This is a genomic window from Pseudoalteromonas nanhaiensis (assembly GCF_051235485.1).
Lineage (GTDB): Bacteria > Pseudomonadota > Gammaproteobacteria > Enterobacterales > Alteromonadaceae > Pseudoalteromonas > Pseudoalteromonas lipolytica_C.
The window spans coordinates 103396-116414 of the sequence record NZ_JBPNYQ010000005.1 but is presented as its reverse complement, the minus strand read 5'-3'; the positions used below and the strand labels follow the sequence as shown (position 1 = coordinate 116414).

9 protein-coding genes are annotated in these 13019 nt (G+C 39.2%); 8 read left to right on the top strand and 1 reads right to left on the bottom strand.

Features of this window, described 5'->3' with window-relative positions; translation table 11 throughout:
* Window positions 1–94: 94 nt before the first annotated feature.
* Window positions 95–349: a YfhL family 4Fe-4S dicluster ferredoxin gene (locus tag ACSFVZ_RS07000; protein WP_135926816.1), complete on the bottom strand. Its 255-nt coding sequence runs from the start codon at window positions 347–349 to the stop codon at window positions 95–97.
* Between the two features lie 602 nt (window positions 350–951).
* Between ACSFVZ_RS07000 and ACSFVZ_RS06995 the strand changes: the two genes are divergently transcribed.
* The 8 genes from ACSFVZ_RS06995 (at window position 952) to ACSFVZ_RS06960 (ending at window position 12975) form a co-directional block, all read left to right on the top strand.
* Window positions 952–3924, top strand: a complete 2973-nt coding sequence (locus ACSFVZ_RS06995) for a TonB-dependent receptor (protein ID WP_063529643.1) — start codon at window positions 952–954, stop codon at window positions 3922–3924.
* Between the two features lie 207 nt (window positions 3925–4131).
* On the top strand, window positions 4132–5670 hold the full coding sequence (locus tag ACSFVZ_RS06990) for a tryptophan halogenase family protein (RefSeq protein ID WP_235383446.1): 1539 nt from the start codon (window positions 4132–4134) through the stop codon (window positions 5668–5670).
* A complete protein-coding gene (locus ACSFVZ_RS06985; RefSeq protein WP_235383447.1) occupies window positions 5667–7154 on the top strand; it encodes a tryptophan halogenase family protein in 1488 nt (495 codons plus the stop codon). The genes ACSFVZ_RS06990 and ACSFVZ_RS06985 overlap by 4 nt, the downstream gene beginning before the upstream one ends.
* Before the next feature lie 493 nt (window positions 7155–7647).
* A complete protein-coding gene (locus tag ACSFVZ_RS06980; RefSeq protein WP_063527689.1) occupies window positions 7648–8976 on the top strand; it encodes a GH1 family beta-glucosidase in 1329 nt (442 codons plus the stop codon).
* Window positions 8977–8989: 13 nt separating this feature from the next.
* Window positions 8990–10522, top strand: coding sequence for an MFS transporter (locus ACSFVZ_RS06975; protein WP_135926812.1), 1533 nt, complete (start codon window positions 8990–8992; stop codon window positions 10520–10522).
* A 34-nt stretch (window positions 10523–10556) separates the two neighbouring features.
* Window positions 10557–11564 carry a LacI family DNA-binding transcriptional regulator gene (locus ACSFVZ_RS06970; protein WP_135926811.1) on the top strand — a complete coding sequence of 336 codons (1008 nt, stop codon included), beginning with the start codon at window positions 10557–10559 and terminating at the stop codon, window positions 11562–11564.
* Window positions 11565–11679: 115 nt separating this feature from the next.
* Entirely contained in the window at window positions 11680–11973 is a 294-nt protein-coding gene (locus ACSFVZ_RS06965) for a MerR family transcriptional regulator (RefSeq protein ID WP_435558508.1), read from the top strand.
* Between the two features lie 309 nt (window positions 11974–12282).
* Window positions 12283–12975, top strand: a complete 693-nt coding sequence (locus ACSFVZ_RS06960) for a DUF4336 domain-containing protein (RefSeq protein WP_063527685.1) — start codon at window positions 12283–12285, stop codon at window positions 12973–12975.
* Window positions 12976–13019 lie beyond the last annotated feature (44 nt).

Below are 13019 nucleotides of genomic sequence, written 5' to 3'. Positions count from 1 at the left end.
ACGCCCTAGATTAAATCACTAACATATTGTTGTTAATGTGATTGTAGAACATTCAGTATGAGATGCTAGTTTTGGGCACTTATATCGATAAGGATTAGCAAGCCTGTGAGGTTAATTTGACATACTTGTCGGCTAATTCATCTAGTGACTCTCGGTGATTTGGGTCTGGCTTAATGCAGTCAATTGGACACACACTCACACAGGTAGGATTATCATAATGCCCAACACATTCAGTGCATTTGTTAGGGTCAATTTGATATATCTTCGCCCCCATATAAATAGCCTCATTCGGGCACTCAGGATCACACATGTCGCAGTTAATACATTTGTTATTGATGAGTAATGCCATGACACACCTTTAAGCACGATGATGGAGTATTGCCTTTAAAAGCTAATCTAGAATTCAAAAAGCAGCGAAAATTGCAGCCGCGTAATATAGATGGCTGCGAATGAAGTTTCTTTGATCTAGATCAAACGACAAGCCACTCTGGAAAAGTAATTACTTTGGCCGACAATTCACTTAACCATAAACAATTGCAAACTCCTTAAGTACACTTTAACAGAAGCAAGTTTGCTTATTTAAAACCCTAAAAAGAGCCAACTCATTTTTACTATCCGTTATTTAAAAACACTGTATTTCATATAGTTACCATCTTGACTTTACTTTTTAAGCTCCTGAAATAAAAACAGTTTTTAAATATTTCGTTGCGATAGAAGCTGTCAAAACCGACCCATTCCTCGTTTAATTTTCACACAACTTTTTTAACAATTTATTGATATAGCTGTTGACGTAAACTGCAAATCACACTACCCTTTTCTGGAAGCGCTTTCATAAGGGCGATTTTCAACCTCTTTATGGTAGCGCTTCCAGATGCATTTAATAATCTATTTTCGACAACAATATCATGCCCTAATTGCATGAATAACAATGATAAAAATGAGGGAAACCTGATGCCAAGCCATAACTTCAAAAGAACAAAGTTAGCTTCTAGCTTATCTTTGCTTTTAGGTGCTAGCACCTGCTTTTCTGCCTATGCAGAGCAGTCTGAACACAACGATGACATTGAAGTCATTCAAGTAACAGGATTTAAAGGAAGTATTAAAGAATCAACCCAATTAAAGCGCTACTCTTCAGGTGTTGTTGATGCTATTTCATCAGAAGATATAGGTAAATTCCCAGATACTAACCTAGCAGAATCTTTGCAACGTATTACAGGTGTATCGATAGACCGTAGTAATGGTGAAGGCTCAAAAGTAACAGTACGTGGTTTTGGTCCAGATTATAATATGGTGACTTTAAATGGGCGTACTATGCCAGCAGCCTCACTTCCTGCTGGCGGTGGCTCTCCAAATTCTCGTGCATATGATTTTGCTAATTTGGCATCAGAAAGTGTTAAGTCAGTTGAAGTCTATAAAACCGGAAAAGCAAATATTGCATCAGGTGGTATTGGGGCCACAATAAACATTAATACTGCCCGCCCTCTAGACAATCCAGGTTTAATTACCAATGTTGGTGTAAAAGCTATGCACGATACAACTAATCGTGTCGGCGATGATATTACACCAGAAATCTCAGGTATCTTTAGTTGGACTGACGAAGAAGCGAAGTTTGGTGTATCACTTACTGCAAGCGTTCAAAAACGTGATAGTTCGGCAGCAGGTGCTTTTGTTAACGAATGGAGAACGACTGCATACGACGGCACAATTCCTCAATCTGCAGATGACATCATCATCGAAAATGCACCTGCAATGGGGCAATATTATTCAATGCCTTCCGATCTTCGTTACACAATCGCCGATCGTGAACGCACTCGAACAAACGCGCAGCTAACACTGCAATATAGTCCTGTAGAGTCACTTACCGCAACACTTGATTACACCTACTCTCAACAAGAGTTATTCGAGTCACGTGCTGAGCAGTCAATCTGGATGGATAACTATAAAACGCACTTAATCTTTGATGACAATGCGGTTAAAACACCAATCTACTATAAAGAAGAACGCCGCGATCTATCAACGCGTGATCTAGGCTTAGCGTTACAAGAGCTCAATCAACTTAATAAAAATGACTCTATTGGTCTTAATCTTGAATACTTTGTAAATGACCAACTCAGTTTTGTATTTGATGCGCATAGTTCAAAAGCAACGAGTGAGCCCGATGCGCCTTATGGCAGCTGGGTAAATGCAGGGTTAGGAGCGAATATTGTCGCTTCTCAAGAAGTCGATTTTAGTCGTGATTTACCCTCTATGGTGATTGATTTTGATGATTGTAGTCGTACTAATTTAAACTGTAATGGAGTGTTAGACCAAGATGACGTTGGTACTTCTATACTTGATTCTAACTTTGCACGCCAAGAATCAACGGTTGATGAATTCCGATTACTTGGTAAATATGAAATTGAGTCAGGGGTAATAGACTTTGGTATTGAGTCACGCTCAATGGAAAGTCATTCATTGCAGTCACTTACTCGTAATACGATGGGTAACTGGGGTATCGAAAACCCTGGTGAGTTACCTGATGGCTACCTTGACCCGACAAATTTCTTAAGTGAATTAGACGGCTACAATACCTCAGGTTCATTTGATCAAGGTTTCACTGGCAGCGCGTCAGAAATTGGTTATTGGGCAGCAAGCCAATACGGGTTTAATTTTGCAGCAGATGGCGCATTTGCAACAAATCGTACTATTAAAGAAGATATTCAAGCTGCATTTGTACAATATAAGCATCAAGGTGAAATTGGTGATATGCCATTTAACCTCTTAGTTGGTGCTCGTTACGAAACCACAGATATCACATCAACAGCAAATATTGACTTACCAAATGCAGTCGCTTGGGAAGGTAATAACGATTTTAATGTGCGATATGGCACTGACAAACAAGATTACTCTCTAAGCTCTGATTATAATCACTTTCTACCTAGTATCGATTTTGATATTAACGTGGTTGATGATGTAAAAATTCGTGCTTCATATAGCACCACAATCGCACGACCTACTTATGATAATTTAAGCTCTGCAGCAACGGTTGGAGTACCAACGGGGCCAAGTTTAATTCCAGGTACCACTAATGCACCAGCTTCAACGGGTAACCCAGGCTTAGTACCGCTTGAATCAGATAATATCGATGTTTCAGCTGAGTGGTACTACAGCGATGTTAGTTATGTTTCTGTCGGTTATTACAATAAAAAAGTTGATAATTTTATTGGTTTAACACCAATGACTCAAAATTACTATGACTTACGAGATGTTTCAGCAGGTCCCCGCGCTCAAGCAGCAAAAGCTGAACTAGAGGCTAGAGGTCTTGCCGTAACTGACTCAAACCTATTCCAAATGGTTGCAGCCATGGAAAATGGAGTTGCTTTTGATTCAATGACTTATGAAGAGTTTGAAGCAGCCTACGATATCTTGCCTAACAGCGATGATCCACTAATGGAATTTACAGCTCAAGTTCCTACTAACAATAAAGATGCAAAAATTGACGGATATGAATTTGCTATCCAACATTTCTTTGGTGATTCGGGCTTTGGTATTCAAGCAAACTACACGATTGTAAATGGCGATGTTGACTTTAATGTCGCAGCAGATCCTACGACAACGCAGTTTGCATTAGTAGGTTTAAGTGACACAGCTAACTTAATTGCAATGTACGAAAATGATAAATTTCAAGCTCGTATAGCCTATAACTGGCGTGATAAATTCTTAAACAATGCGGCTCGCTATGTAAATGAACCTGCATTTACTGAAGAGTATTACCAAGTCGATTTTAATGTAGCTTATAACTATAGTGAGAAACTCTCTTTCTTTTTAGAGGGAATTAACATTACAGAGCAAGACAACCGCCAACATGGACGATACAAAGCGCAGTTATGGAATTTAGACAAAAATGGTGCTCGCTACAATTTAGGTGTACGTTATAACTTCTAAGCTATTGCTGAAGCAAGAGTATACGGTCTAATAGCAATTTACATAATATGTGGGCTCTTGGGGATAGAAAGGCGTTATTATTTAGTTATTCTTAATTAGATATTTTTAACGCTAATAGCGTCAATTTAGATCCCCAAAAGTTCACGATTAGCGTGAATTGATAAAAAGCCGCTCCTATTGAAGCGGCTTTATATTTAAAGTAAGCATATGAGCAAAATAATTAATAATATTGTGATCATTGGCGGTGGCGCTGCGGGGTGGCTTACAGCCGGATTACTAGCAAAAGAACATCCACATCTTCATATCACTCTCATTGAATCTGCTGATATTGGTATTTCTGGTGTTGGTGAAGGCACATGGCCGTCAATGCGAAATACTTTACAGCGAATTGGGGTCAAAGAAACTGACTTTTTACGTCAATGTGATGCGTCCTTTAAACAAGGTTCAAAGTTCATCAATTGGCGAGGAGAACAGCAAGGAGATAACTATTATCACCCTTTTATGATTCCTGAAGGCTACTATGAATATGATGTTCATGCTGCTTGGAAGCAATTATTTTCTCAGCAAAAATATGCTGATGCTATGAATATGCAAAGCTTTATTTGCCAAGCAGCACTAGCGCCAAAACAGATTAATACACCACAGTATGCTGGTGTTACAAATTACGGCTATCATTTAGACGCTCATAAATTTGCACGCTTTTTAACACAGCATTGTGTAAATACGCTTAACGTAAAGCATATTGTTGATAATGTGATTTGTGCAAATAACGATGAGCAGGGCTACATTAAAAGTGTCAGCACACAGCATAATGGAGCGATAACAGGTGACTTATTTATTGACTGTTCAGGTAGTCAAGGGCTATTAATCGCCAAGCATTATCAAATCCCGTTTTTAGATCAAAGCCACATTCTATTTAATAACACAGCAGTAGCAGCCCAAATACCATACGAAAGCCAATCTCAAAATATTGCCTCTGCGACATTATCAACTGCACAATCCGCTGGTTGGATTTGGGATATAGGTTTACCAACCAGACGCGGAATTGGCTATACATTTAGCGATAAATATTGTGACGAAGCAAGCGCAATAGAAACACTAAAAAGTTACGCGGCACAAACGATAGGCACTCAACAAGCAGACAAAATTGAAACACGAACACTTCGTTTTACCCCGGGTTACAGAGAAATATTTTGGCATAAAAACTGTGTCGCGATTGGCATGTCACAAGGCTTTATAGAACCATTAGAGGCATCTGCGTTAGCCATGGTTGAACTTAGTATCAGTATGCTAAGTGAGCAAATGCCTGTAGACCAAGATCACATGCAGCTATTAAGTACCCGGTTTAATAAACGTTTTAAATACCGCTGGGAGCAAGTCATTAACTTCCTAAAACTTCATTATGTATTGAGTAATCGTGATGATAATGGTTATTGGCATGCTAACCGCAACCCTAATAGTATCCCACTTGAATTACAGAACTTGTTAACACTGTGGCAGTATCAAGCACCCAGCCGATTTGATTTGGTCGAAAATGAAGAAATCTTTTCTTCTGCAAGTTATCAATATGTGCTGTACGGTATGGGGTTTGAAACCAGTCTAACCACAAAACTTGATGGCCAAAAGTGCCACAAAGCAGAACAACTATACCAACTCAACCGCAACAAGATTGCACAATACTTACAAAAATTACCCACTAATCGACTGTTATTAGAACAATTACAAGGGAGTAAGGTGGCAACATGAGACAACAATCAATTAAACAGGTGATCATCGCTGGCGGCGGAACTGCCGGTTGGATGACCGCAGCTGCGTTAGCCAAATTACTAAATAAAGATATTAAAGTCAGCTTAGTTGAATCGGACGACATTGGCACCGTAGGTGTTGGCGAAGCAACCATTCCACCTATTCGCACCTTTCATAAATTACTAGGTATTGATGAAAAACTTTTTATGAAAGCTACCCAAGCAACCTTTAAATTGGGGATCAGCTTCGAGAACTGGCACAAGCCACAAAGTGACTATATTCACTCTTTTGGTATGACAGGTAAAGAATGTTGGGCTGGCGAGTTTCATCATTTTTGGTTACATGCAAAAAAAATGGGGAATAAAGACGACTTTGGAGATTACTGCTATGAATTACAGGCAGCTAAACAGGGGAAATTTGGTATTAGCCCTCATAACCCAATTAATTATGCATTTCATATGGATGCTAGCCGTTATGCGGCATTCTTACGAGAGTTTGCAGAAAATCTAGGTGTAAAACGCTTTGAGGGCAAAATTGAACGAGTAAATAAGCATGCTGATAATGGTTTTATAAAGAGTTTATTGCTCGATGACGGCACAGAGATAACGGGTGACTTCTTTATTGATTGCACTGGTTTTAAAGGTTTACTGATAGAGCAAGCCTTACATACTGGTTATGAAGACTGGTCACATCTATTACCTTGCGATAGTGCAGTAGCAGTTCAAACGAAAGGGACACCCGAAATCGCTCCTTACACGCGATCCATTGCTCATCAATCAGGTTGGCAATGGCAAATTCCTTTACAAAATAGAGTTGGCAATGGCTTAGTCTATTGTAGCCGTTATTTATCAGACCATGATGCAACTCAGTTATTATTAAATAATCTAAGCAGTGAAACTCTCACCGAACCAAAAATTATCAAATTTAAAACTGGCCGACGACGCAAGGGTTGGAACAAAAACTGTTTAGCGCTGGGTCTTGCCAGTGGTTTTTTAGAGCCTCTTGAATCAACCAGTATCCACCTCATCATGACTGGGATTATTCGCTTTATGCGATTATTTCCTTTTACAGGCATAACCCAGCACGCTATTGATGAATACAATAAACAATTACAGTCAGAGCTTGAAAGTATTCGTGACTTTATTGTTTTGCATTACAAAGTCACCGATAGGGATGACAGTGAATTTTGGCAGCATTGTAAAACAATGGAAACACCTAAGTCACTTGCCCATAAAGTCGCATTGTTTAAAGAGACTGGACGAGTTTTCTTAGATGATGGTGATATTTTCCGCGTCGACTCTTGGGTGCAAGTCATGCTTGGGCAAGGCATAATGCCGGAGCAATACCATCACGTAGCTTCTTTGATGAATGATCAAGAGCTAAGCCGATTTATGCAGGGGATCAAACAGCAAATAGCGCAACGCTTACAACAATTACCGACACATAGAGCGTTTATTGAACAATACTGCCCTGTAGATACTTAAGTCTAAAAAGGCATCACTATTGCTAAAATACTTATAATTAAACGAACTGTAAAGCCACATCAAAAATGTCGGCTTTACCTTAATTGCAAGCTAAATGATGTCTCTTTTGACGATACTTATAAGCGTTAAACTTTCCTAACTATTGAAGAGCTGAGCGTGCTGGCTGTAAAAAGTTAAAGCTAGCAACATAATACAGCACCTAGCTTAGTTACGTCGTTATTAGCTCTTAAATTAGCGCTAAAGTTATAAAAGTAATAAACCATTAACCTATTAATTATTAAAAGATAAAGCAGATTTTCACTGTATATTTCGAGCTAAATAAAATAAACGGTTGACCGTTTGCAGATTAGCCTCTAACCTAAATATGGAAGCGCTACCACAAAACACCAAACACCCTTATGGTTTATTACGGTAATTTTATGGAAGCGCTACCATAAAATTTTAAATTTAGCCGCAAGATTTACTTGCTCTTGTTTACCAAAGGTTTCATTTCATGACTCAGCTCACGTTACCAAAAAACTCAACAATGCTTAGCAAAGACTTTATCTATGGCGTTGCGACAGCTTCGTTTCAAATAGAAGGAGCTGCCGATAAGCGCCTTCCATGTATTTGGGACACCTTTTGCGCGACTCCAGGAAAAATCGCTGATAACTCAAATGGTAATTTCGCTTGCGAGCATGTCAAAAAATGGAAAGACGATATTGAACTAATCGACTCTTTGGGTGTAGATGCTTACCGTCTTTCTATTTCATGGCCAAGAGTCATAAAATTAGATGGCACTTTAAATCAAGAAGGTATTAACTTTTACATTAATATTTTAGACGAGTTAATGCGTCGAAATATTAAAGCATTCGTCACTTTATACCACTGGGATTTACCACAGCATTTAGAGGATAAAGGCGGCTGGTTAAATCGCGAAACTGCTTACGAATTTGCGCATTATGTAGACCTAGTAAGTCAGGCCTTATCAGGAAAAGTCTATTCATACGCGACCTTGAATGAACCTTTCTGCAGCTCTTATTTAGGCTATGAAATTGGTGTTCATGCCCCTGGGATCAAAGGCCGAGAATTTGGACGTAAAGCTGCCCACCACTTGCTGCTTGCACATGGCTTAGCTATGAAAGTACTAAATAAAAATAGCCCAGAGTCACTTAACGGTATCGTACTTAACTTTACTCCTTGTTATCCTGTATCGTCTAGCGAAGCCGATTTAGCTGCAACAGCTTTTGCTGATGACTACATAAACCAATGGTATATGAAACCAGTAATGCAAGGAGCTTACCCTGACATTATCGAACAGTTGCCAGCCGCTCATAGACCTGACATTCTAGCTGGCGATATGGAGATTATTTGCCAACCATTAGACTTCTTGGGCGTTAACTTTTATACCCGATTACGTTATGAAGCAAGTGACACTGATTATTATCATGAACTGCCTCATCAAGCGCCAATGACAGATATCGGCTGGGAGATATATCCACCAGCATTGACTGAGTTATTAGTCTCTTTACATGAAAAATATGAGTTACCGCCAATCTATATCACTGAAAATGGCGCTGCGATGGCTGACAAAATGGTAGATGGAGAGGTAAACGATCAAGACCGTGTTGACTATTATAATGCACACCTAAATGCTGTGAATGACGCAATACTGCAAGGCGTAAACATGGCTGGCTACTTTGCATGGAGCTTAATGGATAATTTCGAGTGGGCAGAAGGTTATTCAAAACGCTTCGGAATTGTTCATGTTGATTACGATACACAAGTACGAACAGTAAAGCTAAGTGGTAAAGCATATAGTCAGTTAATCACGCGCCGATAATAAGACAACAATAATGATAAAACACACTCTTCCTATCTACGAAAAAATAGGCTACGCGATGGGCGATGCCGGCGCTAATTTAGTTTGGCGTGGTGCTTTGGCCTATTTAGCCGTTTTTTATACAGACACATTTGGTATTTCTGCCGCCGCTGCTGCGTTACTTTTTTTAGTTGTGCGCTTATCAGATGGCGTGACAGATATAATAATGGGGATGATTGCAGATAGAACGCAAACACGTTTCGGTAAATTTCGTCCTTGGATATTGTGGTCAACTCCTTTTCTCGCCTTGTTTATGGTGTTGTGCTTCACAACACCTGACATAAGCCCAGCAGCTAAGCTATTTTATGCTTATTTCACTTATATAGGGCTCACTCTAGCTTATACGGTAAGTAACGTACCCTACTCTGCTTTAATGGGGGTTATGACTGGTGATGACCTAGAGCGAACTAAACTGTCTGGCTTTCGCTTTGCCGGAGCATTTGCAGGTGGCTTATTAGTTATGGGCTTTTTACCTGATTTAGTTGCATACTTTGGGCAAGGAAATAGCGCACAAGGTTACCAATACACTATGTATGTATTTGCGGCCTTACTCACTGTACTCATGTTAATCACGTTTGTAAGTACAAAGGAGCGCGTTCAACCTGCAACAAAAACGCAAGTTTCACTAAAAACTGAGCTAACTGATTTAAGTAAAAGCTTACCTTTTATCATTCTTCCTTTATTGGCGATCACATTATTTTTCTATTATCGCGAGCTCTACTCCGGTTTGTTTTTTGCGGCAACAATGATTTTTATGACTGTCGTAATTCGTCGCTTACTTGCAAGCGATCATAGTAAGCTAAGTGGCACTCAACGAGATATGGTTGATTTACTTACAAATAAACCATGGCTGATCTTATTAGGTATGGGCTTTTTAACAATGATGTTTAATGGCATTAAATATGGTGTCATTGCTTATTATTTTAAATATTACGTAGGTAATGAGCTTTTAACTGGCCAATACTTTATAGCTTTATTAATCGTCTCAATTTTCGGCGCGTTAAGTACAGGAAAATTAGCTGAAATTCTGGGTAAACGTACTTTGTTTATCGCTTCATTATTACTAAGTGCCTTCTTTACCATTTGTTTCTTTTGGCTGCCAAATGATAACCTCAGCCTGATCTTTGTTATGGGTTGTCTGTCTGAATTCTTCGCAGCCATGATGCCTACCCTGTTTTTTACGATGCTTGGGGATAGTGCTGACTATTCTGAGTGGAAAAATAAACGCCGTGCCACTGGCCTCATATACTCAGCAGGAACTTTCGTGCAAAAAACGGGGGGTGGATTTGCCGGAGCCTTAGTGCTTGTTGTACTTGCAAGTTATGGCTATGACGGAATGGACGAAACCACCATTGCACACTCACTCGATGGCATGATACTACTAATGAGTTGGCTACCAGCTGCGTTTGCTCTAATAGCCGCAGCACTGATGGCCTTTTATCCATTAACATCTGAAATGACAGAAAAAATAACAGAAGACTTGGCAATTAGGCGTGCAAGTCTGTAAATTAAACAGTTAAGGTTTATATCAAACAGTAATTATGGCAACTATTTATCAGGTATCAGAGCTCGCTGGCGTTTCTTTATCAACCGTATCTCGGGTGTTAAATGAAAATGATTACGTCAGCAAAAAAACCAAACAAAAAGTCCTCGATGCGATGGAGCAGCTAGGTTACAAACCAAATTCGATAGCGCGCTCTCTTGCTTCAAATTGCACCAATAGTGTGGGGATTTTAGTCTCTGAGCTAGACGGTGCATTTTTTGGTGAAATGATGTCTGCTATTGAAGCCCAATTAAGGGCAGCTGGTAAACATGTCATTATTACGCCAGGACACAGTGAAGAAGACAAAGAAAAAAGTGGCTTAGAATTTTTAATTTCTCGTAACTGTGATGCGATCATCGCCCACGTTGAAGCCGTAAGTGATGAATATTTAGTAAAATTAAATAAAGGTAAAACCCCAATCTATCTAATCAGTCGCTATGTAGACCAAATGAAAGAAAACTGCATTAGCCTCGATAACGTAATGGGTGGCTATTTAGCGACTAAGCACTTACTTGAGCAAGGCCATAAACAGATTAATTACATAGCAGGCCCTTTATTCAAGCCAGATGCTTATAACCGACTTGAAGGCCACAAAAAAGCGCTAAAAGAATATGGTATTGCATTTGACGAGCAGTCTCTTTTCGTGGGTGACTTTAAAGAAACAGGCGGATACAAAGGCTTACAGCATTTCTTCAACATCAATAAAGAATTTACAGCTGTTGTATGTGCAAATGATGAAATGGCCTCGGGCGTAATGAAATGTGCAAGAGAGCACAAGCTTGATCTTCCCAAAGATCTGGCAATCATCGGCTTTGATAATGTTCATTTCACAAATTATTTATATCCAACTTTGACGACCGTTGATAACCCTGTCGAAAAAATGGGTATTATGGCCGCGAACTTAGTGTTAAAACAGGTGTATAAACAAAATCGCGCTAATATAGAGCATATATTTACGCCAAACTTGTTGATCCGCGATTCAACAACACGTTTAACCAGATCTTAATAAAAAGCGAATACGATATCGCTTGTTAAAAAGTAACGAACAAAATTGCTATAGAAATGGAGAAGCAGGTGTTTATCGGTGAAGTAGCCAAAAAACCAATTTATCCGTTAAAACAATTCGCTTTTACGAAGAAAAAGGCCTCATAACAACCCCTCAACGTCAAGGAAAGTACCGTGTTTATACAAATGAACACATAGAGGTATTAAAGCTAATCTCAGAAGCAAAATTACTGGGGGTTACACTCGCTGAGTTGAAGGGCTTTATAAAGTATGAAAACGGGCAAGCAAACTGGGCCGAGATTAGAGAATTTTTGTTGCATCTTAAGAGTCGTTTGCAAACACAAATTGAGCAGACAAAACAAAAAATCGCCCATATTGATTCATGTGTTGGCCTTATTAACATCAAATAGTTAGTTGACTCTCCCCTTAAGTGGAGAGTTTATAATCGCTGTAGGTTATTGATTTAATCAAGCTAGATAGCATACACAGTGTGCTTTCAATAAAGTCGTTTTTATATTTTCAAAAATTGGGCCTTTAATAACTTCGATTTCATACCAATTCGCTCTATTAGGTAGCAATTTAGACAAATTAAACCTCGTTGATAACGGGGCAAAGATTACTGATTTAGTTGTTCTAAATAAGAAATCATTAATGCAGGTAGCGACAGGCTTAATCCCTGAAAATAATTAAGCGTTCTTACGAATTAATTAAGGAAGATCATGGAAAAGTTAGCAACCGACATTTGGATTTTTGATGGTGAAGCAGTAACGTTCTTTTTTTTACCTTTTACAACCCGCATGACTGTTATTAAACTCGCGAATGGCGATCTATGGGTACACAGTCCTATCCACCTGAGCGATGCCTTAAAGAGCCAAATAGACCAGTTAGGCCCGGTTAAATACCTTATAGCTCCTAATCACTTACATCACTTGTTTTTACCACAATGGATTGCAGCATATCCCGATGCTAAAACTTATGGCACTAGTGAGGTCATAAAAAAGCGCAATGATATCTCTTTTGATGCATCCCTTAATGACGACTTGGACTGGCAGTGGCAGGCAGATATTTCCCAAGAGTTATTTACAGGCTCACCCTTTATGGAAGAGTGTGTGTTTTTCCATAACAACTCAAAAACATTGATTGTGACTGATCTGATTGAGAACTTTTCTGGTGACAACTTCAAGGCTTGGCAAAAATGGCTCGCAAAAGGTGCGGGGATCTTAGCTCCTAACGGAAAAACACCGATAGATTGGCGCCTCAGCTTTATGTTTAAAAAGCCTCAAGCTAGACAGCATTTTGAAAAAATATTGGCTTGGGAGCCGGAAGTTATCATTATGGCTCATGGAGAATTAATAAAACACCACGCCATGGGGTTTTTACGTGAGTCGTTTAGTTGGCTTAATAAAACCTAACTTTATTGCACCTGTTGACCACTTTATAAAAGCGTTTATATCAG

Bases quoted from the DNA above. Each gene is read 5' to 3' on its own strand.
- ACSFVZ_RS06980 (WP_063527689.1), top strand. From the start codon at position 7,648: ATGACTCAGCTCACGTTACCAAAAAACTCAACAATGCTTAGCAAAGAC.
- ACSFVZ_RS06990 (WP_235383446.1), top strand. From the start codon at position 4,132: ATGAGCAAAATAATTAATAATATTGTGATCATTGGCGGTGGCGCTGCG.
- ACSFVZ_RS06960 (WP_063527685.1), top strand. From the start codon at position 12,283: ATGGAAAAGTTAGCAACCGACATTTGGATTTTTGATGGTGAAGCAGTA.
- ACSFVZ_RS06995 (WP_063529643.1), top strand. From the start codon at position 952: ATGCCAAGCCATAACTTCAAAAGAACAAAGTTAGCTTCTAGCTTATCT.
- ACSFVZ_RS07000 (WP_135926816.1), bottom strand. From the start codon at position 349: ATGGCATTACTCATCAATAACAAATGTATTAACTGCGACATGTGTGAT.
- ACSFVZ_RS06975 (WP_135926812.1), top strand. From the start codon at position 8,990: ATGATAAAACACACTCTTCCTATCTACGAAAAAATAGGCTACGCGATG.
- ACSFVZ_RS06970 (WP_135926811.1), top strand. From the start codon at position 10,557: ATGGCAACTATTTATCAGGTATCAGAGCTCGCTGGCGTTTCTTTATCA.
- ACSFVZ_RS06985 (WP_235383447.1), top strand. From the start codon at position 5,667: ATGAGACAACAATCAATTAAACAGGTGATCATCGCTGGCGGCGGAACT.